The organism is Anaerotignum sp., from assembly GCF_040307045.1.
In the GTDB taxonomy this organism is placed as follows: Bacteria; Bacillota; Clostridia; order Lachnospirales; family Anaerotignaceae; genus Chakrabartyella.
In genome coordinates, this window is the sequence record NZ_JAWRKF010000004.1 from 153,844 (window position 1) to 179,642 (window position 25,799).

At 40.0% G+C, this 25,799-nt stretch carries 24 protein-coding genes and 1 other annotated feature; of the genes, 1 reads left to right on the forward strand and 23 read right to left on the reverse strand.

Annotated features, from left to right (window positions below; genetic code table 11):
- Positions 1–3 precede the first annotated feature (3 nt).
- The 21 genes from flgB to glgB form a co-directional block, all read right to left on the reverse strand.
- Positions 4–372, reverse strand: a complete 369-nt coding sequence (flgB, locus tag ABVZ64_RS02890) for a flagellar basal body rod protein FlgB (RefSeq protein ID WP_352399551.1) — start codon at positions 370–372, stop codon at positions 4–6.
- A 988-nt stretch (positions 373–1,360) separates the two neighbouring features.
- Positions 1,361–4,003 (reverse strand): pyruvate, phosphate dikinase, encoded by a 2,643-nt coding sequence (gene ppdK / locus ABVZ64_RS02895; RefSeq protein WP_352399552.1) that lies wholly within the window; start codon positions 4,001–4,003, stop codon positions 1,361–1,363.
- A gap of 434 nt (positions 4,004–4,437) precedes the next feature.
- The gene (locus ABVZ64_RS02900) at positions 4,438–5,196 is read right to left on the reverse strand and encodes an AIM24 family protein (protein WP_352399553.1); all 759 of its coding nucleotides are present in this window, start codon (positions 5,194–5,196) and stop codon (positions 4,438–4,440) included.
- A 280-nt stretch (positions 5,197–5,476) separates the two neighbouring features.
- Positions 5,477–6,865: a glycine--tRNA ligase gene (locus tag ABVZ64_RS02905; RefSeq protein WP_352399554.1), complete on the reverse strand. Its 1,389-nt coding sequence runs from the start codon at positions 6,863–6,865 to the stop codon at positions 5,477–5,479.
- A gap of 80 nt (positions 6,866–6,945) precedes the next feature.
- Positions 6,946–7,126: a binding site (T-box leader), on the reverse strand.
- A gap of 144 nt (positions 7,127–7,270) precedes the next feature.
- Positions 7,271–7,999 carry a DNA repair protein RecO gene (gene recO / locus ABVZ64_RS02910; protein ID WP_352399555.1) on the reverse strand — a complete coding sequence of 243 codons (729 nt, stop codon included), beginning with the start codon at positions 7,997–7,999 and terminating at the stop codon, positions 7,271–7,273.
- A complete protein-coding gene (locus ABVZ64_RS02915) occupies positions 7,969–8,160 on the reverse strand; it encodes a hypothetical protein (protein WP_352399556.1) in 192 nt (63 codons plus the stop codon). Before ABVZ64_RS02915 ends, recO begins: the two co-directional genes overlap by 31 nt.
- Positions 8,161–8,264: 104 nt before the next feature.
- Positions 8,265–9,167, reverse strand: a complete 903-nt coding sequence (gene era / locus ABVZ64_RS02920; protein ID WP_352399557.1) for a GTPase Era — start codon at positions 9,165–9,167, stop codon at positions 8,265–8,267.
- Positions 9,164–9,619 (reverse strand): hypothetical protein, encoded by a 456-nt coding sequence (locus ABVZ64_RS02925; RefSeq protein WP_352399558.1) that lies wholly within the window; start codon positions 9,617–9,619, stop codon positions 9,164–9,166. Before ABVZ64_RS02925 ends, era begins: the two co-directional genes overlap by 4 nt.
- A 195-nt stretch (positions 9,620–9,814) precedes the next feature.
- On the reverse strand, positions 9,815–10,375 hold the full coding sequence (locus ABVZ64_RS02930) for a uracil-DNA glycosylase (protein ID WP_352399559.1): 561 nt from the start codon (positions 10,373–10,375) through the stop codon (positions 9,815–9,817).
- A gap of 13 nt (positions 10,376–10,388) precedes the next feature.
- Positions 10,389–10,781 (reverse strand): cytidine deaminase, encoded by a 393-nt coding sequence (gene cdd / locus ABVZ64_RS02935; protein ID WP_352399560.1) that lies wholly within the window; start codon positions 10,779–10,781, stop codon positions 10,389–10,391.
- Between the two features lie 14 nt (positions 10,782–10,795).
- The gene (gene ybeY / locus ABVZ64_RS02940) at positions 10,796–11,266 is read right to left on the reverse strand and encodes an rRNA maturation RNase YbeY (protein WP_352399561.1); all 471 of its coding nucleotides are present in this window, start codon (positions 11,264–11,266) and stop codon (positions 10,796–10,798) included.
- Complete coding sequence (locus ABVZ64_RS02945) at positions 11,250–13,370, reverse strand: HD family phosphohydrolase (protein WP_352399562.1); 2,121 nt, start codon at positions 13,368–13,370, stop codon at positions 11,250–11,252. The genes ybeY and ABVZ64_RS02945 overlap by 17 nt, the downstream gene beginning before the upstream one ends.
- Positions 13,339–14,340 (reverse strand): PhoH family protein, encoded by a 1,002-nt coding sequence (locus ABVZ64_RS02950; protein WP_352399563.1) that lies wholly within the window; start codon positions 14,338–14,340, stop codon positions 13,339–13,341. The genes ABVZ64_RS02945 and ABVZ64_RS02950 overlap by 32 nt, the downstream gene beginning before the upstream one ends.
- Positions 14,303–15,544: a sporulation protein YqfD gene (gene yqfD / locus ABVZ64_RS02955; RefSeq protein WP_352399564.1), complete on the reverse strand. Its 1,242-nt coding sequence runs from the start codon at positions 15,542–15,544 to the stop codon at positions 14,303–14,305. Before yqfD ends, ABVZ64_RS02950 begins: the two co-directional genes overlap by 38 nt.
- Positions 15,545–15,557: 13 nt before the next feature.
- Positions 15,558–15,821, reverse strand: a complete 264-nt coding sequence (gene yqfC, locus ABVZ64_RS02960; RefSeq protein ID WP_352399565.1) for a sporulation protein YqfC — start codon at positions 15,819–15,821, stop codon at positions 15,558–15,560.
- Positions 15,822–16,056: 235 nt separating this feature from the next.
- Complete coding sequence (locus tag ABVZ64_RS02965) at positions 16,057–16,851, reverse strand: ABC transporter ATP-binding protein (protein WP_352399566.1); 795 nt, start codon at positions 16,849–16,851, stop codon at positions 16,057–16,059.
- On the reverse strand, positions 16,844–17,752 hold the full coding sequence (locus tag ABVZ64_RS02970; protein ID WP_352399567.1) for an ABC transporter permease: 909 nt from the start codon (positions 17,750–17,752) through the stop codon (positions 16,844–16,846). Before ABVZ64_RS02970 ends, ABVZ64_RS02965 begins: the two co-directional genes overlap by 8 nt.
- A gap of 105 nt (positions 17,753–17,857) precedes the next feature.
- On the reverse strand, positions 17,858–18,856 hold the full coding sequence (locus ABVZ64_RS02975; RefSeq protein ID WP_352399568.1) for an ABC transporter substrate-binding protein: 999 nt from the start codon (positions 18,854–18,856) through the stop codon (positions 17,858–17,860).
- Between the two features lie 224 nt (positions 18,857–19,080).
- The gene (locus ABVZ64_RS02980; protein ID WP_352399569.1) at positions 19,081–19,533 is read right to left on the reverse strand and encodes a GatB/YqeY domain-containing protein; all 453 of its coding nucleotides are present in this window, start codon (positions 19,531–19,533) and stop codon (positions 19,081–19,083) included.
- 35 nt (positions 19,534–19,568) lie between these two features.
- The gene (gene rpsU / locus ABVZ64_RS02985) at positions 19,569–19,745 is read right to left on the reverse strand and encodes a 30S ribosomal protein S21 (RefSeq protein WP_022255363.1); all 177 of its coding nucleotides are present in this window, start codon (positions 19,743–19,745) and stop codon (positions 19,569–19,571) included.
- A 211-nt stretch (positions 19,746–19,956) separates the two neighbouring features.
- Positions 19,957–22,191 carry a 1,4-alpha-glucan branching protein GlgB gene (gene glgB / locus ABVZ64_RS02990; RefSeq protein WP_352399570.1) on the reverse strand — a complete coding sequence of 745 codons (2,235 nt, stop codon included), beginning with the start codon at positions 22,189–22,191 and terminating at the stop codon, positions 19,957–19,959.
- A 245-nt stretch (positions 22,192–22,436) separates the two neighbouring features.
- On the opposite strand from glgB, the gene ABVZ64_RS02995 reads away from it, so the two are divergent.
- Positions 22,437–24,062, forward strand: a complete 1,626-nt coding sequence (locus ABVZ64_RS02995) for an MBL fold metallo-hydrolase RNA specificity domain-containing protein (RefSeq protein WP_352399571.1) — start codon at positions 22,437–22,439, stop codon at positions 24,060–24,062.
- A 149-nt stretch (positions 24,063–24,211) separates the two neighbouring features.
- Here ABVZ64_RS02995 and ABVZ64_RS03000 read toward each other — a convergent pair whose 3' ends face one another.
- Positions 24,212–24,355 (reverse strand): hypothetical protein, encoded by a 144-nt coding sequence (locus ABVZ64_RS03000; protein ID WP_352399572.1) that lies wholly within the window; start codon positions 24,353–24,355, stop codon positions 24,212–24,214.
- 101 nt (positions 24,356–24,456) lie between these two features.
- Entirely contained in the window at positions 24,457–25,797 is a 1,341-nt protein-coding gene (locus ABVZ64_RS03005; RefSeq protein ID WP_352399573.1) for a TldD/PmbA family protein, read from the reverse strand.
- Positions 25,798–25,799 lie beyond the last annotated feature (2 nt).

The following is a 25,799-nucleotide window of genomic DNA, read 5'->3' on the forward strand; positions in this document are numbered from 1 at the left end:
TAATTATTTTATCACACTACGAATCCTATTAAACTCATTATTTATATTGTTAATGGCCATTTGATACTGTATGGTGGCACTAGCCAACTCAACTTGTTCCACATCCATATTCACGTTATTCCCATCCAATCGACTAGACTCATCTTTTTTGGTATGAACCCTAACGGAGGATTCCGATATTCCATCTCTAATTTTGCTTACACCCATTTCCCCATAAAAGTCTAATTTGCGTTTCAACTCATCCTGAAAGGTAACATATTGTGCTTTGTAACCAGGTGTGGATGAGTTGGCAATATTATTTAAAGTTACTTGTTGCTTTTGCCATAAAAAATCAGCCATTTTTTGAGACATCAATACTGAATTATTAAACAATGATACGCACCCCTCTTATTCGACCAGATAACTTCATGTTATGTAAACTTACTCATTCCATTTTTTCACATTTTGTGATTGATGTGGAATAATTATACGTTTGAATCAAAATTTACTGTAAAATAACATAAAAGTACAAATTTATACCCTCTATTTAGTAATTAGACTTAAATAGTCTGGTATATGATTCGTACTTCTTAAACACCATAATCTCACTATGTATAATTATAGATAAATGTTTGGTAAAAATCAACATTAATCAATTATTTTTTATGTTAAATGACATTAAATCTTTTATAATCTTCTAAACTTGCATTTTATTACAAAATTTCATTCGGATAAGTAATTTAGTTGATAAAATCTTAGGAGTTATTATATTTTCTTATATAAAAATGTAATAATTCTACTAAAAAAGGCCAAACCATTTTTTCAAGTCACACAAAAAGCTGGAAATATAAAATTAAGTAACCGGGTGGTTGTTGTCTATGTAGAACAGGAGGTAACCCCTTTCGTTTTTCCATAATCGAGGTTATTGCAATTAGGTAGTCATTGTGCTCAATCCTAAAACTCTCAAGTGCTTAAAATTTTGGTAAATATAGCAGTCTATTTTTGAGCAAAACAAAGAAGGTTTCAATTACTGCATGATCCAAACAATCTCTATTTACACTTACTCTCTGCTATGTGCCTTTGCCTGTGACCATAAAATGGTACTTTTTGCGCTGATTTTACTAATTTGGTGGGAATTATGTCTTTAATTCCTTCCTTCTTCAAGATACTTACTGGTTCATGTCCCGACAAACATGTTACCCTGCTGATTCTGCATGCCCTAATTGGTTTTGTCCCATGTTTTCAACAATGTCCTATTTGAATACTTCCCTAAAACGGCTCCCTGTTTGCATAAAAATACCCCCAAAGTTATTTGCAGTATACCATACTGTCTAACTTTAGGGGTACTGTTCATTTTTGCGTTTTCAACCTTCTTTTAAAATCAGTGTTTTCTTGTATCTCTGGGATAGTTGATTTGAGCCTGTGCTGCAGCCAATCTTGCAATTGGAACTCGGAAAGGAGAACAAGAAACATAATCCAATCCAATTAGATGGCAGAACTCAACAGAGGAGGGATCCCCACCATGCTCACCGCAGATACCCAAATGAATATCAGGACGAACTGGCAATGCTTTTTCAACTGCCCATTTCATCAGCATACCTACACCTGTTCTATCCAGTCTTGCAGTAGGATCACATTCATAAATATTTCTATCTATGTAATCCGCTAAAATTTTACCTGCGTCATCACGAGATAAGCCATATGTCATCTGTGTCAAGTCATTGGTACCAAAGGAGAAGAACTCAGCTTCAGTTGCAATTTCATCTGCTGTCAATGCAGCTCTAGGAATTTCGATCATGGTACCTACAAGGTATTCCAGTTTTATTCCTGTATCAGCCAAAACCTTCTCTGCTGTTTCAACAACAATATTTTTAACATATTTCAATTCCTTAATTTCTCCAATTAAGGGAATCATGATTTCAGGCTTAATGTTAATGTTTAATTCCGCAGAAACTTCTACAGCTGCTTCCATAATTGCTCTTGTCTGCATCTCAGCAATTTCAGGATAGCTTACTGCCAAGCGGCAACCTCTATGCCCCATCATCGGGTTTAATTCATGCAATCCTCTTGCCTTCACTTTTAACTCTTCCACAGTTTTACCTGTTTCTTTTGCTAAAATTTCAAATTCTTCATCTGTGTTAGGCATAAATTCATGCAGAGGAGGATCCAGCAAACGAATGGTTACTGGTCTTTCCTGCATTGCTTTATAAATCCCCTTAAAGTCCTCTTTCTGAAATGGCTCAATTCCTTTCAGGGCTTCGACTCTTTCTGCCACAGTGTCTGCTAGAATCATTTTTCTAAACTTCATGATTCTATCGCCCTCAAAGAACATATGCTCAGTTCTTGTTAAGCCAATACCTTCTGCACCGAAATCGATTGCTGTTTGGGCATCATGGGGTGTATCAGCATTTGTTCTAACCTTAAGGGATCTGCGTTCATCTGCCCATGCCATAAACTTTGCAAAGTTACCACTAATTTCAGGGTCAACTGTAGGAATATCTTCTCCATAAATATTTCCAGTAGAACCATCGAGTGATATGTAATCCCCTTCTTTAAATGTTCTACCGCCTAAAGTAAATGTTTTTGCTGCTTCATTCATCTTGATTTCTTCACATCCAGATACACAGCAAGTACCCATACCACGGGCAACTACAGCTGCATGGGAAGTCATACCACCACGAACAGTTAAGATACCCTGTGCAGCAGCCATACCTTCAATATCCTCTGGAGATGTTTCCAAGCGAACCAAAATAACTCTGTCTCCACCTTCTGCTCTGTCTTTCGCATCTTCTGCAGTAAAACATACCTTGCCCGCTGCAGCACCAGGTGATGCAGGCAAACCCTTGCCCAAAGGCGTTGCTGCTTTTAATGCTTTGGGATCGAAAGCAGGATGTAAAATTTGATCCAACTGTTTGGGATCAACTTTCATCAACGCCTCTTCCTTAGTAATCAAGCCTTCTTCTACCATATCAACGGCAATACGCAATGCAGCATTGGCTGTTCTCTTTCCGTTTCTTGTCTGCAAGAAATATAGTTTACCCTCTTCGACGGTAAACTCCATATCCTGCATATCTTTATAATGATTTTCCAATTTGTTGGAAATTTCCATAAACTCTCTGTAAACCTCTGGCATGTCATCCGCCAGCTTTGCAATGGGGTTCGGTGTTCGAACACCAGCAACAACGTCCTCACCCTGGGCATTTACCAAATATTCACCCAGCATTGCTTTTTCTCCAGTCGCAGCATTTCTTGTAAAAGCAACACCAGTTCCAGAGGTGTCACCCATATTACCAAATACCATCATCTGTACGTTAACTGCTGTACCCCAGCTATATGGAATATCATTCATCCTTCGATAAACGAATGCACGGGGATTATCCCAGCTACGAAATACAGCCATCGCTGCTTCAAAAAGCTGCTCCTTTGGATCTTGAGGGAAATCTTTTCCCTGATCTTCCAAATAAATCTGTTTAAACATAGCAGTTACCTTTTTGAGGTCTTCAGCTGTCAAGTCTGTATCAAACTTAGCACCAACTTCTTCTTTGTATTCGTCAAGTTTTCTTTCAAATTTAGATTTGGATACACCAATTACAACATCCGCAAACATCATAATAAATCTTCTGTAAGAGTCATAGGCAAATCTTGGGTTTCCAGTTTTCTTTGCCAATCCTTCTACAGATACGTCATTCAAACCAAGATTTAATACGGTATCCATCATACCAGGCATAGACGCTCTCGCGCCAGATCGTACGGAAACCAGAAGGGGGTTCTGGGGATCACCCAACTTTTTACCGGCGATTTCTTCAAGCTTGCTCAGTGCCACTTCAATCTGTGCAATCATTTCTTCAGTCAGTTTTTTACCGCCTTCGTTGTATTCTGTGCAGGCTTCTGTAGAAATGGTAAAGCCCTGAGGAATAGGCAGACCCAACATTGTCATTTCCGCAAGGTTGGCACCTTTTCCGCCTAAAAGGTTCTTCATGGATGCATTTCCCTCGCTGAACATATAAACATATTTCTTGCTCATACACATTACCTCCTGTTTTCCATCTGGATGTAAGACTTAGAATTTCTCCTAAAAAATTTGGAAAGTTTAATTCAAATAAATTATATCATTTTCATCTGCAAATCACAATGAAATTCCAACGAGGAAGTAGCGCATTCTACTTTATTGTTCTTATAAAAAAACAGGAAGCCGTCATTGTGCAATAAATTTCTTGTTTTATCCCCTGTTTTTACTTCAACTTGCCAAAAAAAATATGCCAACCATTCATCATGGTCAGCATATTGCATCATGGGACATTAAATGTCCCACTTATTTTTTTGCTTCTAGGTTTTTATTCCTTATAAGTTTTATGTTATAAGCAATAAGTATACAGTGTTTCCTGAAATTTTGCAAGAAAATCTAGCAAAAAAACGAAATTCATAAAATTTATATCTGAAAAGAATATGAAACTTTCTTTATTTTATTGTAGGTGCTACCAAAACGCGGCCAGACCCCCTGTAAACATTTACCAATCCCTCTCCTGAAACAGCTGACCCTAAAAGCGTTTTTGAAGATCGTTCCACGGTAAATTTGAGTGAGTTGGACCAGGCAATGGCCATATTGCCATCAATTTTGATTTCATCATCCTCCAAAATAAACTCTAAAAGCTCCTCTCTAGGGACAGGACTTTCCAGTACAGCAAGACCCTTGCCCTTTAAGCAAAGGTTAAATAATCCCTCATTACCTAACGCTACTGAAGAAATTGTGCTTCTAGCAACCACCTTTTGTTCCACAGTGCCATCGCAAGCCATAAATAACCCATCGTCTAAAACCAGACCATTCCATTGGGAAACTTCTTCCAGCAAAATATGCTTATATGTAGGCTCCAGCATAATCAAACCTTGCCCCTTATATTCCGGTTTTGCAGCAGACTCCTTTGTTACCTTTGAGCCAATGGCTTTACCTAAAAAATCTCCCACACCTTTTATGCCACTGGTAAGCTGAACCTGCCCTGCTGTCCATTGCATCAAACCTCCCTGTACAATGCAGCTTCCGCCTGCAAGCTCAACAAGAACCTGCCTGCGTCTAACATTCATTTCGGAAGCAAAATAAGCAGAGATTGCATTATCTGGGGTCACACTCATATCCTTCTGATGTTCAAAAACCTTATACTGTCCCTTCCCATCAATTTGTTTCATATTACCGTTATCATAAAGATTCTTACAAGTCACCATATCAAATCGTCTCCTTTTATGATGTATTATTTCTCCTCTAGAGATTTTCTTATCTTAGATATAAAATAATTATACCAAAAATAAGAAACCAAATCAGTATTTAAACTCTAAGGGATTCTTAAAATTGTATTAATCGGCCTGTTTCAAAAAAATTTTCCCTTAGTGAAACTCTGTTCATTCATTTAGCCAAAACACAAAAGCACCCCGCCATTAGAACGGGGTGCTTCTCTATAAGGATGTTATTTCTATATACAAAACACAACTGCACTTATTTCGTAAATTAGAACTCCATTTTTTCTTTCAAGTATGCTGTCAATTCAGCAATGGGCATTCTAATCTGCTCCATGGTATCTCTATCACGAACTGTTACGCTTAGATCTTCTTCAGAATCAAAGTCATATGTGATACAGAAAGGTGTACCAATTTCGTCCTGTCTGCGGTAACGCTTACCGATAGAACCAGATTCATCAAATTCACAGTTGAATTCCTTAGAAAGCAAAGCAAATACTTCTGTTGCCTTTTCACTTAGCTTCTTGGAAAGGGGTAGGATGGCCGCCTTTACAGGTGCAATTGCGGGATGGAAACGTAAAACTGTTCTTACATCTCCTTCTCCAACCTCCTCCTCGTCATATGCTTCACATAAGAATGCCAATGTCACACGATCAGCGCCCAAAGATGGCTCTATACAATAAGGAATATATTTCTCATTCTTTTCTTGATCGTAATAAGTCATATCCTGACCACTTACTTCCTGATGACATCTTAAGTCAAAATTTGTTCTGTCTGCGATGCCCCAAAGTTCACCCCAACCAAAGGGGAATCTAAATTCGATATCTGTTGTTGCATTGCTGTAATGGCTAAGTTCTTCCTGTTCATGGTCACGAAGACGAATGCTGTCTTCCTTCATGTTTAACTTCAATAACCATTCTTTACAGAAGTTTCTCCAGTATTCAAACCATTGTAAATCAGAACCTGGTTCACAGAAAAATTCTAATTCCATCTGTTCAAATTCCCTAGTACGGAATGTAAAATTACCAGGCGTGATTTCATTACGGAAAGATTTACCAACCTGGCCAATACCAAAGGGAAGTTTCTTTCTACTGGTACGCTGTACGTTTTTAAAGTTTACAAAAATGCCCTGAGCTGTTTCAGGACGAAGATATACAACGTTCTTGGCATCCTCAGTTACGCCTTGGAAGGTTTTAAACATCAAGTTAAACTGACGAATATCAGTGAAGTTATGGGCACCACAAGAAGGGCAAGCTACATTGTGGTCATCCACAAATTTCTTCATTTCTTCGTTGCTCCAACCATCAACCACCATTTCAGACATTTCATTTGCTGCAATATAATCTTCAATCAATTTATCTGCACGGAAACGTTCCTTACATTCTTTACAATCCATCAAAGGATCACTGAAACCACCAACATGACCAGAAGCCACCCATGTTTGAGGGTTCATCAAGATTGCGCAATCAACACCTACATTGTAAGGGCTTTCCTGAATGAATTTCTTCCACCAAGCTTTTTTTACGTTGTTTTTCAATTCTACACCAATGGGGCCGTAATCCCATGTGTTCGCCAAACCACCGTAAATTTCAGAACCAGGGTATACAAAACCTCTGTTCTTTGCTAATGCTACTACCTTTTCCATTGTTTTCTCAGCCATGATAATTCCTCCTTCAAAAAAGTCGATAAGATTTTTACCGAGGAAAGGAAATAAAAAAACTTCCCTCCCTCGCTGTAAAAGCAAGGGACGAAAGTCTATCTTCCGCGGTTCCACCCTTATTGATTTATGCTGGATGCATAAATCCACTCTTGTGAAGTCCTGCTCCAAAGTGCCCTTCCCCGTATTCTGCTGTCTTCTTTCCACCTAGCGAAGACTCTCTGAAAACATATTACGGATACTCCTCTTTTTCATCGCAGTTATTCGATTTAGCCCTTATGCTAACACTTTCCCCGATTTCTGTCAATACCTATTTTTCTTTTTTCATCTAAGGCTTCATTTTTGCATTTCAAAACTGTTGTCTATGCCTAACATAAATATAGGGATACATCCACATAAACTGCCTAATCATAATTCTTTACTAAATTCTCGGCTTTTTAAACCTACCCCCATATGTACCTCCAAATACCTTTTTAAAACCAAATCCATTTGTAACAATGCCTCTGGGGAGAGTGTAAAGGAAAATATTTGCTTTCCATCCCTCTGGGTAATAAAGGATAATGCCTTTTGCACTGCTCCCATGAGTGGAATTTCCCCACCACAGCAATGCTCCATGCAAAGGAATTCACCATCTCTTTCATGAAAAAATAAGGAATCTTTATCATGGCCACAAACCATGCAACCTTCATAAGACAAAAGGCCTGAAATCTGTAAATATTTTACCTCAAAAATACGGGAAATAAGCCTTGGCGGTATTTTTGATTTCTCCAACACCGCCAAAGCATACAGAAAGAGCCTTAAAGTTTCATCCTGTTCCATTCCCTCAGGACAGGTTTTCTCAACCAATTCTCCCATATAAACAGCTTCAGCCAGCTTATCCATGTCCGTACGTATTTCATAAAAATTTTGAATCAAATCAGCCTGTGTTAGAGAGTAAAATCCTTTTCCTTCATAGACCAAAAAATCACAATAGGAAAATAACTGTGTGCCAGCTAACAGCTTACTTTTGGTATTTTTTGCCCCTCGGGCAGTTAACATAACTTTCCCAATTCCTTTTGCCAAAACCATGAGTTGTTTGTTGCTCTCTCCCCTCTGATTTTCTGCAATTACAATACCTCTAAGCTCAACCACACCCACTTTTTTCCCTCATTTTCAATAGAACTCCTTGTTTTTTGTACTGTCAGATATTCTCCGTCGGGGATTTGGCTTGTCTCCCATACCGGATTTGTACCGAAGATAATCTTCAATCTGTCCTGATTGTACAAACTTCTGCCAGTATGCTTTCTTATTTTGCTCATTCATAATACCGTCCCCTTTCATGGTTATGTTATGGAACAAAACCAAAAGCATACTGGTAAATAAATACCAACGGCTTCTTAAAAGGAGTCAATTCTTGAATTTATCAGATATTTCGTTTATCATAACCAAAATTTTTCAGTAAAAAGTCACTATCTCTCCAGTCCTTTTTGACCTTAACCCAAAGCTGTAGGTAGATTGGAGAGCCTAGCAATCTTTCCATATCCCTTCTTGCTTGAGAGCCAATTCTTTTTAACATACTCCCCTGCTTGCCAATAATAATTCCCTTATGGGAATCTTTTTCACAATAAATGGTTGCCTCTACATCCACCATATTTTGGTCTGGACGTTTTTTCATAGACATAATTTCCACTGCAATACCATGGGGAATTTCATCTTGCAACAAGTATAGGGCCTTTTCACGTATAATTTCAGATGCAATTTGCCTTTCTGGTTGATCAGTAACCATATCTTCAGGGAAATACTGGGGTCCCTCAGGCAAGTATTTTTTAATAACCCTCATTAATTCATCTGTATTACTGCCTTTCATTGCAGAAATAGGCACTACCTCAGCATAGGCATACAATTGACGGTAAGCATCAATAACCTCCAACAGCTTGTCTCTCTCAATCGTATCAATTTTATTGATGACTAGAACCACAGGGGTTTTAACGTTTTGAAGGCGGTCAATTACATATTGATCCATATCCATTACTTTTTCCGTAGGCTCAATTAGCATCAAAACCAAATCAACCTCATTAAATGTATTTTCCGCTGAACGCACCATATACTCACCCAGTTTATGCTTGGGCTTATGAATTCCCGGCGTATCTAAAAATACACATTGGAAGTCTTCTTTAGTCAAAATACTTGTGATTTTATTCCGTGTTGTTTGTGGTTTATGAGATGTAATTGCGATTTTTTCCCCAATCAGACAGTTCATTAATGTAGACTTACCTACGTTAGGTCTACCGATTAAAGTAATAAAACCGGAACGAAATTTTTTCATGCTTGCTCCTCTGCTTTCTGCGCTTCCAACTGTGCTTTATACTCCGCTTCCTTTGCATCCCAATCTTGCTGCATGCTTAACAACATCATATATTGCAACCAACGATCATTTTTAGTGTCTATATCCTCTTGTGTTAAGCCTTTGATTAAGGTTAACGCCTGATAATACTTCATGCCTGCCTCTGCTGTCATATATTCTGACTGCATGCCTAATACAACACAAATTTTATTTGGCAATTCATATCTTCTGATTTCTTCCTGCACGCCCTCTGTGCTTTTGCCCATTTGTTTCATGAATTCCATGGCATTTTTATAGTGAATGATGTAATCTTTCTCTTTAATCTTTACTCTCTGGGCATTCCAATTTTCTTCAATATAAGCCACCACTTCTTCCATGGTTTTTGCATTAGGCTTCACTTCTATATGAGCAAATTTTTCTACTAAAGCATTCATATGATCTTCCTCCCAATCAATTTTCTCTATTGTATCCATATATGCATTTTTTCGCAAGTGCTTCTATATGATAATTATGCTTTGAGGTAGCCCCCCTCAACGCAACTGTTTGACCAGAACTCTAATGAATTTGAACACTAGCCCTCTATCCAGCTATGATTCATTTTACCTGAGTAAGATTTTATAGTACAAAAGTTACTTTAGGTCATCCCATTTTTTGCGGATTGCTTTCATGTCTTCCCAAGCAGGTCTTTTTTTCTCTTCATCTCTCATAAGAGCCGAAGGATGATAGGTGGCCATAAACTCGTAGCCTTTTACGGAAAACCAATGTCCCCTCTGACGTGTAATACGAAATTCAGGGTCAATAATCGCACAAGCTGCTACACGCCCCAAGCAAACAACAATCTTCGGCTCTACAAGTTTTAGCTGATACCTCAAAAAGTTTAAGCAAGCCTGCTTCTCATCATCATAAGGGTCTCTATTGCCAGGCGGCCGACACTTGACAATATTGGCAATATAAACATCCTCCAAAGAAAGCCCTACACTAGCCAGCATTTTATCCAACAACTGCCCTGCGGGTCCAACAAAAGGCTCACCTTGCAAATCCTCCTGTTGACCGGGACCTTCACCGATAAGCATAATATCTGCCTTTGGGTTACCTTTGCCAATTACCACATTTGTACGCAACTCCCAAAGCCTACATTTCTTACAGCTGCGACAAGCACCTTCTAATGTTTCCCAGGTTTTTTCAGCCATAGCTTTCCCCCGCTTACTTTATATCTTCCCCACGAAAGCCCATAGGTAGAAGCTCTTTTAACTTCATCACTTTCATGCCTTCCTCGTTACTATCTAGGATTACTTCTCCATCGGGCATAAATTCGTATAATACCTGCCTACAAATTCCACATGGAGCTGCATACTCACCGGAGCTTGCAACAATAGCAATTTTTTCAAACTCTCTTGCCCCTTCAGAAACAGCCTTTGTAAGGGCTATTCTTTCTGCACAAATGGTAGCACCAAAAGATGCATTTTCCACATTACAACCAAGGTATACAATTCCATCTTTCCCCAACAATGCCGCTCCTACTTTAAACTTTGAATAAGGAGCATAGGATTTTTCCATAGCCTTTTTTGCCAGTACAACCAGTTCATGGTCTTTCATTATAACCATCTCCTCTATTCTCTGGGAATGCCTGCATTTATCAGTATTTCCCGTTGCTTTGAAAACATTTCTTTTTCTTCATCTTCTTTCATATGATCATAACCCAAAAGATGCAACATACTATGGGCAGTCAAAAATGCTACTTCTCTTTTTAAAGAGTGACCGTATTCCTGGGCCTGCTCTCTGGCCCGTTCCAAAGAAATGATAATATCGCCCAAAAGCACTTCGTTCTTTTCATTCAAGTCAAGAATTTCATCCTCTTCAAAAGTAAGCAACGGAAAGCTCAATACATCTGTTGCTCGGTCTATCCCCCGAAACTGCTTGTTAATTTGCCGAATCTCTGCATTAACCACAATAGACACGCTTACCTCGCAAGGCTGTTCAAAGCCTTCATAGCGTAAAGATTCATGTACCATTTTTTCAATGGCTTCAAAAAGTTCCTGGGAAAGAACTTCTTCTGTACGATTATCAATCAGTATTGTCACTGCTTTCCTCCTCTTTTCCTATCTGTGTTTTTCGGGATGCAGCCTCGATATCCTCTTTTTTGGGATAGCTCACTCTTTCATGATACATCCCATGGAATACCTTTAAAAATGCCTTGCGTATAATTTCCAATTCATGAATTGCAAGGCCACTGCGGTTTAATTGTCCGTCGTCCAATTTGTCTTTTATTAGCCCTTTGATAAATTCTTCCACATCATCCAAGGTTTTGCCATTGCCTAGCATGGCCCGAACTGCCGCCTCCACGGTGTCTGCAAGCATAACCACTGCTGATTCTCTGCTAGATGGGACTTGTCCATCATAACGGTAATCCGCCTCTACCACATTTTCTGCACCATAGGTTTTTAATGCTTTAAAATAAAAATATTTTACCAAAGAAGTGCCATGGTGCTCCTTCATAATATTTAAAATCACCTTAGGGATCCCATATTCTATACCCAGTTCAACCCCAGCTTTTGTATGCTGCGTAATAATGCGGGCACTTGCTTTGGGCTCCAAATCATCATGGGGATTATGCCCCGATTGATTTTCGCCAAAAAACATGGGGTATTTTAGCTTTCCAACATCGTGATAGTATGCCCCAGCCCTTGCCAAAGCCGTATTGCCTCCTATTTCGTAAACAGCGGTTTCTGCTAAATTCGCCACAATTAAACTGTGGTGATATGTACCTGGCGCTTCAATCATAAGCCTTCTTAAAAGCTCATTGTTGGGGTTTGTCAGCTCCAATAGACGCAAAGGTGTATTTGCCTCAAAAACACCTTCCCAAAATGGCAAACTACCTACAGCAATGACAACACCAATTAACCCCATCAACGCACCTAATCCCGATGCAATGGCAAGCTCTGTGGTGTATCCATCTCTAAAAAATAAACCTACAGCAAACATTGCAATAAAGTTTACCATTGCCATACCAACTGCCACAGGAACCATATGGGCACGACGTTCTGTCTTTTGAATCATTAATGCACCAAAGGAGCCACTAATCAAAGCATAAGTTAAAAATTCCACATCCCCGTTAAAAATCATACACGCAACAATGCAGAAAAAACAATTCATCAAAAGCGCCATTCTACGCCCAATTAAGATACTGACCAACATTGCAAATAAACATAGGGGTATTAATGAATAATAAGGCAATAAAGCCATGGCTTTACACAGTAAAACCATTATAGTGTATACACAACATAGCATACGTATCTCGTTTTTTTTCAAAACGGCCGCTCCCTTATTCCATAAAAAAAGCAAGCTAACGGCTCCCAAAAGAAGGGCTATAATGGTGGTGCTTCCTAAAAATGGGATTAAACTACCATCCTTTTTGGCATCACCAATCAGTTTTAAAGATACCAATCTATCATATATATCCTGGGTTATTATTTCTCCTTCATCTACAATCTTTTGATTCTTACGGATCCAAACACTGTTTACCTCACCACGTTTTTCTTCTCTGGCGGTTTCCATGGCATCTTCATCCAACACCAAGTTGGGGTCTAAGGCTGCAGAAACAATGGTATATGCCATTCCCTTTAAGTCTGTACTCCAAGCAGTGGCAGCAACACCCGCCTTTATCTGGGCTTTGCCTTGTTCTAACTCATCGGCAGAAAGACCTTCTCCATAGATCTGGTTCAGAATACCAACACAGTCTTCCGCAAACAAAATGCGATTAGACAAAGGCATGGCCTGATATGCAGATAACTGACGATTGCTCAATACGACAGGCAGCTTTAGGGATGCCCCTTGCACCTTTTGGTAAAAGTCATCTCCATCGTTCATCCCAAGAATTAAATCGTTTAACTCCTGAAAAACGTCATTGACCTGCTTCGTACTATTTTCTTCCACCACAACATCATTCTTGTAAATTGGTCCTACACTATTTGCCGCTGCTGTCTTTAGTTTTTCCGTTGTAACCTCATCCACCGTATCCCTTGTAGCCACATAGCGCTTCATGGCCACATCGCCAACTTGAACAATTTCTTCGTTTTGTCCATAAGGGCCTGCACCAATGCAAAGTACCGTAAGAATAAAGGCTATCCCCAGCAAAATCCATTGAGAATACCGTTTAATACCTACCTCTTTTGTCCTTATTGCCATCCTGATCACTCCGATTCTTGGTCTCGAATTTTTCATAGGCTAGAATGATTTTTTGAACCAACGGATGACGGACTACGTCTTTGTTTGTTAGCGTAATCAAACCAATACCCTCAATGCCGGATAATATCTTGGTTGCTTCCGTTAATCCCGAACGTTTTCCCTCCGTTAAATCAATTTGGGTCACATCACCTGTAATCACAGCTTTTGAACCATACCCAATGCGAGTTAAAAACATTTTCATTTGTTCCGGGGTTGTATTTTGGGCTTCATCCAATACGATAAAAGCATTATCTAAGGTACGTCCACGCATATAAGCCAATGGGGCAACTTCGATTAATCCTCTTTCCATATTCTTCAAAAAGGTTTCCGAACCCATGATTTCATAAAGAGCATCATACAACGGCCTCAAATACGGATCCACCTTCTGCTGCAAATCCCCAGGCAAAAAACCCAGTTTCTCCCCAGCCTCAATGGCAGGGCGAGTAAGGATAATTCGGCTTACTTCGTTATTTTTAAAGGCTGTGATTGCCATTGCCATTGCCAGGTAGGTTTTGCCTGTACCCGCAGGACCAACGCCAAAAACCACAGTGTTATTTTTGATTAAATCCACATATTTTTTTTGGCCCAGTGTTTTTGGCTTTAATGGTCTTCCATTGGCAGTAAGGCAAATCAAGTCGTTATACACTTTTTCTGCTTCTTCTAAGTTCATCTCTTCAGCAGCAGCGATAAAATAGTTCAAGTTTTGATCCGTTATCTCCTCACCTTTTCTTGCCAAGGCCGCAATGGAATTCATAACACTCCACGCTCGATGCACATTTCCTTCTTCTCCGCTAATTTTCACATCATCCCCGCGGTTCACAATCTTCACATTACACTCTTTTTCAATCTTTCTTATATTTACATCAAACTGTCCAAACACAGGTAATATTACCCTATTGTCCAGCTGTATCGCTCTCTCTATTTGTGCCATCTACGGCATCCCGCCCTTTCTCTGCTTTTTGTTTTTCATCAATTCGCTCGGTTAACACCGCTTGCCCTTTGGCACGAACGCAATCGGTATACTCTTCATAATGTACCTCTATCTTTTCAATTGTACCATACGGACTAAGGCATTGCTCCGTCTTTTTTCTTAACATATCTTCCAGCTCTTTCTTTGCCTCGTCAACAGTACGATTTTTTTTCTCAAGGGTATATATATTATATTGCTCTTTTTTTAGAGAAATAGGCATCTTAAAATCACCCAGAGACAATTCTTTATCAAAAAGAACCTCAACATCGACTTCTGCACCTTCTAGGGAGGGATGAATAAAATCTGCATCTTTTCCCCAAAAACTTAGAATTTTGTTTGTTTTTGTTTCTCCAGTATAAATTTTTTCTTCATATGTAAGAGGTAGTTCATCTGTTAACTGCTCCCAAACCCGCGCCGTTACAGTACCTTCTGCCGCCACATACTCCGAATGCTGTTCTTCTCCTTCAAGGCCAATCAAAACCTCCGAAGAAATCAGCACGTCACCTTTTTTCACCACATCGCCTTCTTTGACCAAAGGCGTCCCTCGTTCAGCTGTGATTTTTAATACAACACCATCCATAGTAGCAATCACATCACTGGGCGTCTCCTTGTCCACTACCTCTGTTTTCTCAATGGTTTCAGCAACCTTTATTGTTACGTCGGTTCCTTTTACACCCACACTTACCCATGAAATATCGGGAAACTGAATCAACAGTTCTTTCGTGATTTTCTCTGGATCAACCCCTCGTTTCCAAGCTGCAGGCTTTAGCCCTAGCTCTTGGCAGTAGGTTAATATTTCTGCCGATTCAACTCTCTCATTCCCTTCAACTTGAATCACCCAAATAAAAGAAGATAGCAAATAAAGTCCTGCTGCAAAAAGCATGATTCCTGTCGTTAATACCTGTCGTCCTTTAAAACGATGGGCTTTAGCTGGAAAGCCACCATACCCTTGCACCTCAATCCTACAGCCGGTTTTTTCCGCACACATAGAAAGCAAATTCATGCTTCCCATAGGTGCTTTTAATCGCACCCCAGCGCCGTCAGACTCCACGTCCCATAAGTATACTCCCCGATAAGAGAGCATATTCATAAACCGCTCCGCGGCAAAACCGTTCACTTTTATCATAACATATCCACGGAAATAATACCACAATGCCAGAAACAAAATCCTCACCTCATCAGGTCAAAAATTCCAGAGCTATCAACTTTCCCGTTATCACCAACGCTTCCCCGGTTAATTGTTTTAGCCCCAAATCTTGCCCACGAATGCATAGCGTACCTACCTTCGTACCAATACGAATGCTGTCTTCTCCGTAGGTCAATATTCCTTTATGATTTTCAACAGTAACCTCTTCCCGCCCCGTTAAAGATATCAACGGTAAATCCAGCATAATTTCTTTTGGCAGGTCTAAGGCTTCGGTCACACCCCTTCGTAAATCCATATACCTCATCACCATCCGAAAAACCGTTTGTTTACATTATGCTTGAAAACGCCAAGAAATACCTTGTCTTGCAATGTTCAAAAAATACGACCATAAAATTAAACCTTCACCTTTAGCAAAAATATTCTTCCAGAAAATGGGGAGTCAGCGTAAAAAGGGGGATTTTTGTTTTTATTTTATTCCATAAAAAAGTGCGATTTCCTCCTTGTGTACAGAAGAAATCGCACCTTATTTATTATCCCAACAAAGCTCTATCGCTTACAAATTCACTACCACTTGCCAAGGAAAACTTTTGCAACAAGTCTTCCACGGTTAATTTATTTTTTTCCTCCCCTTTGATGTCCAATATAATCCGTCCATCACACATCATAATCAAACGATTACCATGGGCAATGGCATCCTTCATATTGTGGGTAACCATCAAAGCTGTTAAGCTATGCTCCTCAATGATGCGGTCGGAAAGCTCCAAAACTTTCGCTGCCGTTTTGGGGTCAAGAGCCGCTGTATGTTCATCCAACAAAAGAAGTTTCGGCTTTTTCAACGTTGCCATAAGCAATGTTAATGCCTGTCTTTGTCCACCGGAAAGAAGTCCAACCTTTGCCCTCATGCGTGTCTCTAACCCCAGATCTAAGGTTTTTAATAATATTTTATACTCTTCCCTTTCTTTTGCTGTTATTCCCCAGCGAAGCCCTCTTATTTTTCCACGTCTAAATGCCAAAGCTAGGTTCTCCTCAATTTCCATATCAGCGGCTGTACCATTCATTGGGTCCTGAAACACACGCCCCAAATACAAGGCCCTTTTGTGCTCAGGTAACTTTGTTACATCCACTCCGTCAATAATCACTTGACCACTATCCACAGGCCAAACCCCTGCAATGGCATTTAACATCGTGGATTTACCAGCACCATTCCCACCGATAATTGTAACAAAATCCCCCGGCTCTAAAGTTAAATTAAGACAATTCAATGCCTTTTTCTCATTTGGCGTGTTTGGGTTGAAGGTTTTATAAACATTTTTAATTTCAAGCATTTGCCTTCCCTCCCTTTTTGCCATGAGTCATGAAATATTGACTTCTCATATAAGGTACAGCCAGGAAAGTTGCCACAATCAAAGCACTTACCAACTTTAAGTCTGTGGTCTCTAAGCCTAACTGCAATACTACTGCAATAACAACGAAGTACAAAATAGCACCAAAGATAACGCCAACCAACCGCATAGCAAAATTCCTAAATATTTTGCCGAATAAAACGCCCCCGATAATTACCGCCGCCAAACCAATGACAATGGCACCACGGCCCATATTTACGTCCGCATTTCCCTGATACTGTGCATACAGCGCACCTGCCAATCCAACCAAACCATTGGAAATCATTAAGCCAACAATTTTCATGGTTTTTGTGTTTATGCCCTGGGCTCTAGACATACTTTCGTTATTCCCTGTTGCACGAATAGAACGCCCAAGCTCGGTTCCAAAAAACCAGTACAAAATAACAATTACAATGGCACAAAAAATTGCAGAAACGAAAATTGCATTGGGAATATCCCGTAAGCTTAAGATCAAATTATATTTATCCACGCTAATGGCTTGATTAGATTTCCCCATAATACGCATATTTACAGAATATAATCCTAGCTGTGTCAAAATGCCTGATAAAATAGCAGGGATACCAAAAGTTACATGAAATACCCCCGTTACTAAGCCGGCAACCATACCCGCCGCTGTTGCACCAATTAATGCGATATAGGGATTGTACCCCCCAAGCATCATCATAACCGCAACCGCACCACCTGTGCATAGGCTACCGTCTACAGTCAAATCCGCATAGTCCAAAACTTTGTATGTAATATATACCCCGATGGCAAGTAAGCCCCAAATGAGCCCCTGTGCCACAGAACCGGGTAATGCCTTCATCAACGCCATGACATTCATGTCATTCCTCCCCCATTCTTTGCATCCTATTTTACATCCCTTAGGTAGAAAAAAGGGAGCGGTCAGTCACCTGGCCCGCTCTGCCTCTTTTGTATGTATCTTTGATTATTGAATTGCTTCAAAATCTTCTGGCATTGCAATGCCTACAGCCTCTGCAATTTCAGCATTGAATTTTGGTACAATATTATCACTAACAAAGGCAATTGGTGTTGTTGCAGGGTCTGCACCATTAACTAAAATTTCATAAGCCATTTCACCGGCTTTTAGGCCCAATTCGTAGTAGCTGATGCTTAATGTTGCCAAACCACCAGTTGCACACATACCTTCTTCCCCAGTAATAACAGGAATACCTGCAGGTACTGTTACGTTTTTGATGATTTCCATGTTGCTCGCCATGGTATTATCTGTAGGGATATAAACGGTGTCACACTCACCCACGGCATTTGTAATAACTGCCTGAATCTCATTGGAGTCTGCCGCTGTATATTCTTTAAACTCAATGCCTGCCTCGGTCAAATATTTTTGTGCCAATTCAGACTGGAAAATGGAATTCGGTTCAGCACTGCAATATACAATTGCTACTTTTTTTGCCTCAGGATTTACTTTTTGCAAAAGAGCCACCTGTTGATCTACTGGTGCTAAATCAGAAACACCTGTTACATTTCTTCCCGGCGCATCATTTTCTTCAATAACGCCTGCTGTTTTATAATCTGTCACAGAGGTACCTACTACTGGAATATCCCCGGTTGCTGCTGCTGCTGCCTGAACAGCACCTGTTGCATTCGCCATAATTAAATCTACACCATCAGAAACAAATTTAGTTGCAATCGTCGTACAGTTTGTGCTTTCACCCTGGGCATTTTGCACATCGAAGGTTACCGAGTCGCCTAATAGCTCTTTCAACTTATCCTGAAAGCCCTGTGTAGCCGCATCTAAAGCAGGATGTTCAACCAACTGCATAACCCCTACATTGTAAGATGTTTCAGATACCCCTTCGTCCCCAGCAGGTTCAGCCGTATCGCTTCCCCCACCACAGCCTGTCATTGAAACTACCATTGCTGCCATAGCCATGGCTGCAACCAAACGCATTTTTTTCATTTTCATACCACACCACTCCCTCAAAATTAACCGAAACACTTTAGTGCATATTTGCGGTTATGCTTTAATTTATTAAAGTAATTATAACACGCATTCGCTTAAAGTCAAGTTAAACTGTATTTAAACCCATACAAAATTACAAATTATCTTCGTCTTATTTTCGTTATTTTTTGAGAAAAGAAAAGACCCGCTGGCTTTACACCAACAGGTCTTTAAAATATTTACTTTGATTATTGATTGCCCTGGAGCATTTTCTTTACAAAACTGCCAACGATCTTGTTGTCGGCACGCCCCTTCACTTTTGGTGTAATCACCGCCATGACTTTCCCCATTTCTTTAATGGAGGATGCGCCGGTTTCCTTAATCGCTTCTTCTACGATCGTCTGGATTTCGATTTCACTCAATTGCTCTGGAAGGTAACCTAACAAAATGTCGATCTCTTGATTGAGTTTTTCGATTAGATCTGTTCTTCCACTTTTTTCAAATTCAGGAAGGGAATCTCTTCTGCTTTTCAGCTGTTTGGTGACAACCTCAATAACGCCATCATCATCCAACTCGACTTTATTGTCCTTCTCGATCTGAAGAATACCTGAACGAACTAACTGTATAGTGTCTTTTCGTACAGCATCCTTTTCTTTCATCGCAGTTTTTAAATCTGCAAAAAGTTGCTCTTTTAATGACATATCATCATCCCTCTTCGCCGTTAGATTTTCTGTAATTATTTAAACTTACGTTTTCTTGCGGCTTCGGATTTCTTTTTGCGCTTTACGCTGGGCTTGTCATAATGCTCTCTTTTGCGAACTTCGCCCATGATACCATCTCTGGCACATGTTCTTTTAAAACGACGCAGTGCGCTGTCTAAGGATTCATTTTCTTTAACTTTTACCTCCGACATGAATTTCCCTCCCTCCAGATGCGAGAATCGTTTGTTGCAGATGGTAAAAACCACGCCAGATTCGCCCTTTTACCATACATTTAAGAATTATACACAAAAAAGGAACACCCGTCAATACAGAGACTCTTATTTTAGCAAGAAAAAAATTACACACACCTATCCTCCCCATTTTTCTTGAGGAGAACCTACAATATATACATGCCAAAACAGCCTATTTATTTTTCCCTGTTTGTTTCTTCTTTTTTTCTAAAACTTGCTCCAAAACCACCATAGATAGGGGTGGTATCTTTAACTCAACGCTTTGACTAAATTGATTCCAAGAAATTTCCGATGTTAATATCTCACCTTTATTCTCTGCCCCACTGCCTCCAAAAGCTACGCTATCACTATTAAAGACTTCTCTATACTTCCCCGCAAAAGGCACACCAATTCTAAAATTTTCATGGCAAACTGGGGTAAAATTGCAGACACAGTAAACTTCCGTGTTCTCACTACGTCGAATAAATGAAACAACAGAGGAGTCCCTATCATCACAATCGATCCACTGAAAACCATGGGGGTCAAAATCCTCCTTCCAAAAAGCTTCTTTCTTCAAATACAGACGATTCAGCTCTTTGAAGTAGTTTTGCATATGTTGATGATCCGCATATTGCAGTAAGTGCCAATCTAAGCTTTTTGCCTCGTTCCATTCATGATACTGACCAAACTCCCCACCCATAAAAAGCAACTTTTTGCCTGGATGCCCATACATAAACCCGTAGGCAAGGCGTAGGTTTGCAAATCTCTGCCATTCATCTCCAGGCATTTTGCCTATCATAGAACTCTTTTCATGTACAACCTCATCATGGGAAAGCACCAACATAAATTTTTCCGAATAATGGTATGCCATACCGAAGGTTAAGCGATTGTGGCAGTTTTTACGATAGAGCGGATCATTTTTCATATAAAACAAAAAATCATTCATCCACCCCATATTCCATTTCAGAGTAAAGCCTAATCCACCCTCTTTGGGGTCCTTGGTTACCCCAGGCCATGAAGTCGATTCCTCTGCTATCATTAATGCCTGAGGTTCTTTTTCTTTTACAATAGAGTTCATATGTTTCAAAAATTCAACAGCCTCTAAGTTTTCACTGCCACCATACTGGTTCGGCAACCATTCGCCAGCTTCTTTTCCAAAATCTAAATAAAGCATAGAAGCAACTGCATCCACCCTTAGCCCATCAATATGGTATTCCTTCAGCCAAAACAAGGCATTGCTGATCAAAAAATTACTAACTTCTTTTCTTCCATAGTTGAACATATAGGTTCCCCACTGCCTATGTTCTCCCCGGCGGGGGTCTGCATGTTCATATAAAGCAGTGCCATCAAAGCGCCCTAACCCAAATGAATCTTTTGGGAAATGAGCAGGTACCCAATCTAAAATCACCCCAATACCCTGATTGTGGCAAGTATCCACAAAATATTTGAATTCATCTGGGGAACCAAAGCGACTGGTGGGTGCAAAGTACCCCGTCACCTGATACCCCCAACTTCCGTCGAAAGGGTGCTCTAAAATTGGCAACAATTCAATATACTTATATCCCATATCCTTAACATAGTTAACCAGCTTATCCGCCAATTCTGTATATGTTAAAAATCGATCTCCCTCTTCAGGTACCCGCATCCAAGATCCCAAATGCACCTCATACACATTCATAGGTGAAGCATAATGATCTGCTTTGGCTTTGGCTGTAAACCAGCGTTTGTCCCGCCACTTATATTTTTTTGCATCATAAAGGACGGAAGCAGTCTCTGGACGCACCTGTGCGTATCTGCCGTAGGGATCTGCTTTATCCACAGGGGTTCCGTCACACTGCACCACATGAAACTTGTACTGATCATTTTCCATCAGTCCGGGAATAAAAAGTTCCCAAACCCCAGAAATGCCCAACTTTCGCATAGGGTTACGCCTTGTATCCCATTGGTTGAAATTTCCAATTACACTTACACTCTTCGCTCCAGGTGCCCATACTGTAAACGCTGCCCCCTTTGTTCCACCGTGGGTAATTAAACGACCACCCATTTTATCATAGATTTCATAATGATTTCCCGCACCAAATAAGTATCTGTCATACTCAGAAATAGTGGGTAAAAAAGAATAGGCATCGTAGCTAATCCATGTTGTCCCGCTGTTGTTTGTAAATTCCAGCATATAGCGAAACCATTCTTTTCTATCCCATATCAGAATCTCAAAAAAACCATCCTCGTGGATTTGCACCATAGGATACCTTTTTTTCTTATTCTTCATATCAATTACGGTGATTTTTTGTGCACCCGGTAAAAAGGCTCTTACGCCAATGGCTGTTTCTCCATCAATTTCGATTTCATGCATCCCCAGCACTCTATGGGGGTCATAGTGTTCTCCACTTACGATTTGAAAGATATCATATAATTCTGTTATCTTCAAAAAATCATCCCCTTTTCACATTAGTACTTCTATATCATTGACCAAAAAGGACTTAGCTGTTTCACGTTGTTTTATTTATTATATAACACCTAACCATTGTTTACCATACAAAAAAACAGGCGTTTTCGACATCACTACATAATGTTTTGACAAGAAATATGCTGTCTTGCCACATAGAATAAATAAGGATATACTAAAATAAAAGTACATTTTATTCTAAGCTTTTCCGTTAAGGAGGAATCCGCATGAAATTAATGTTTTTAGGCGCTGCCCATGAAGTTACAGGAAGTTGCCATTACATCGAAGCCTGTGGCAAAAGCATCTTGTTAGATTGTGGCATGGAGCAAGGTCATGACACATATGAAAATCAAGAAATTCCTGTTCCCGCATCCTCTATTGACTATGTTTTTCTTTCCCACGCCCATATTGACCACTCAGGTCTATTGCCACTGCTTTATAAGAATGGGTTTCGTGGTGAAATTTATGCAACTGATGCAACTTGTGACCTTTGTCGCATCATGCTTTTAGATAGTGGCCATATTCAAGAATTTGAAGCCCAGTGGCGTAACCGAAAAGCAAAGAGAGCCGGTGGAAAACCTTTTTTACCTCTTTATACCACGGAGGAAGCCTCGGCTGTTGCCGCTCATTTCGTCCCCTGTGACTACCAAAAAGAAATCTCCGTTACAGAAGGGATTACCCTTCGTTTTACCGATGTCGGACACCTTCTTGGTTCCTCTAGCATAGAAATTTGGTTAACCGAAGATTGCATTACCAAAAAAATCGTTTACTCTGGGGATATCGGTAATATAAACCAGCCTATTATTCATGACCCAAGCTATACCAAAGAAGGGGATTATGTGATCATGGAAAGCACCTATGGCGATAGGTTGCACAATCCACCTCCTAATTACGTCCTGGAGCTGGCCCGTTATATTCAAGAAACTTTCGACCGTGGGGGGAACTTAGTAATACCGGCTTTTGCCGTTGGCAGAACCCAAGAAATGTTGTACTTCATTCGAGAAATCAAAGAGAGAAACCTTGTAAAAAACCACGGAAATTTCAAGGTTTATGTGGATAGTCCCCTAGCAATAGAAGCCACCAAAATATTCACCGAAAACAAAACTGACTGCTATGACACAGAAGCAATGAAATTTGTTGAAAAAGGAATCAACCCCCTTGAATTTAGCGGTCTAATTACTGCCGTAACCCCCGAAGACTCTCAAGCAATCAACTTTGATAGAGACCCAAAGGTCATTATTTCTGCTTCTGGTATGTGTGAGGCTGGACGCATCCGTCACCACTTAAAGCATAACTTGTGGCGTCAAGAAAGTACTGTGCTTTTCGTAGGTTATCAAGCCCTCGGCACATTAGGACGAATACTCGTAGATGGTGCCAAAGAAGTCCATCTCTTTGGCGAAACAATATCGGTAAATGCCCACATTGAAGAACTCGCTGGAGTTAGTGGTCACGCCGACAAAAACGGTTTGTTACGGTGGGTTAACTCCTTTGAAACAAAACCTTTAAAGGTTTTTGTTGTTCATGGGGAGGATACTGTTGCAGATACATTTGTTCAATGCTTAAATGAAGAATATAGTCACAATGCCGTTGCACCCTTTAGCGGTGCTTGCTACGATTTAGCAACAGGGAATTTATTAAAAGAAGGAGTAAAAATTCTAGTAAAGCCCAAAGAATCTCCTCAACAAAAAGCCAAATCTGCCGGTGGTAAACGAGCAATGTATCTATCGAGTCAATTGGACTTGGCTACCAAACGCCTTATTCAAATTGTCAATGATAACAAAGGTGGAGCCAATCGAGATATGGAAAAACTGTTGGAACAAATCCAGGATTTTTGTGATAAACCGGAAAAATAATTCTTATAAATCGCTCGAAGCATATTTTCAATGCAACGACACTCAATTATATTGATTACCCTTTGGTAACCATCTAAAAACTCTATCTAACATAAAAATGCATCATCGATAGCATAGAACGATGATGCATTTTCTTTCTAAAATTTCACCTAATTGTTTTTTAAATATTTCAGCATACATCTAATACCCAACATAGCAAGAACCATTTCCAATGAAAAACGAATAATTGGTACAAGAACAAAAATTACCGATAAAAAGACATTCGTTCCAGCAAACGTTTGAAATGCCTCCATTTTTTCACCCCCAATCAAAGCTTAGATCCCCTCCATTCAGCTCTTCCAAATACAAAATTAACACCTTAATTTCTGCATCATACAAAGCACCAACTTTATAATTATTTCCCTGCAACAGCCACATTCTTTATCCAAATAGATGGGGATCCTTTTCCGCTTGCAGCAAAATACAGATCATCTCCTACTTCCAGTATATCTTGCAATAACGTATAGAAATTCCCTGCAACGGTAATCTGCTCAACTGGCCTAATGACCTTCCCACTTTCTATCAGAAATCCTTCTGCTGATAAAGAAAAATCTCCAGAAATTGGGTTTGTACCTGAATGCATACCCATAAAATCAGTGATATACAAACCATTGTCCATATGGTTCATAAGTTCCTCAAAAGAACATTTCCCACGTTCCACATAAAAATTAGTACACGCCGTTTTTACCGGAGCCGTCAGTCCAGCCTTAAATCCATTTCCCGTAGAAGCAACGTTATCTTTCTTTGCAGCCTTACGATTGTATAGCAATGTTTTGAGAATACCATTAACGATAATGCCTTTGTTTTTCCCTACAACCCCCTCACTATCAAAGGGCACTGAAGCATATCCCCCTTCCAGCAGTGCATCGTCTCGCAAAGTGAGACAAGGTGCAGCAATTGCAGTTCCTAACTTATCTTTCATTAGGGAAAATCCCTTCTGTACATTTTCAGCAAAGAAAACGCCGCAAAAGGAGGAAAGCAATGAAGTCATAGCTTTACCATCCAAAATAGCAGCGTAATTTCCGCTATCCATCGTACCAGCCCCTAGCAGTTTCGCACCCTGTCTTGCTGCTTTTCTACCCGTTTCTTCAGGGTCAAAGTCTTCCCAATCCCAACCCCTCCAAAAGGCAGAACCTTTTTTTGTCTCGTCTCCCTTTTTTGCAATGACACTTACATACCCGGAAGCAAAATTTTTGGTATAGGAAATATCCAAACCCAAACTGTTGGCAATGGCCACTTCCCGCTTTACAAGCCCTAACACACAATAATCCAAGGAAGCAATACTTTCTGCACCACTTAAAGCTGCCGCTTCCATCCTTTTTGCTAACTGAATTCGTTTTTCCACACAAACTCGTTCTAACTCTGGATGGTATCCGTGAAAGTCAGGGTACGTTTCCCCAGCAAACAACTCCTCTCTTTCTTCTTCGGGCATAAGCAATGCGTTTTCTTTTGCTGCAAAAATAAGATATGAAATCATTTCTTCTGCCAAATGTTCTGAAAATGCATATCCTGTACGACCTTGGTATGTTCCACGGAAAGATATTCCCGCTTCACTACTATTTTCATAGTTGGAAACTTCTCCTTCTACCAATAATACCTCAAAGCTCTCCCCACCCAAATAAAATACTTCACAATCGGTAAAGCCTTCCTCCAATGCTTTTTTAATCAGTTGCTTTTGTAAAGCTTGTCTATCCAAAG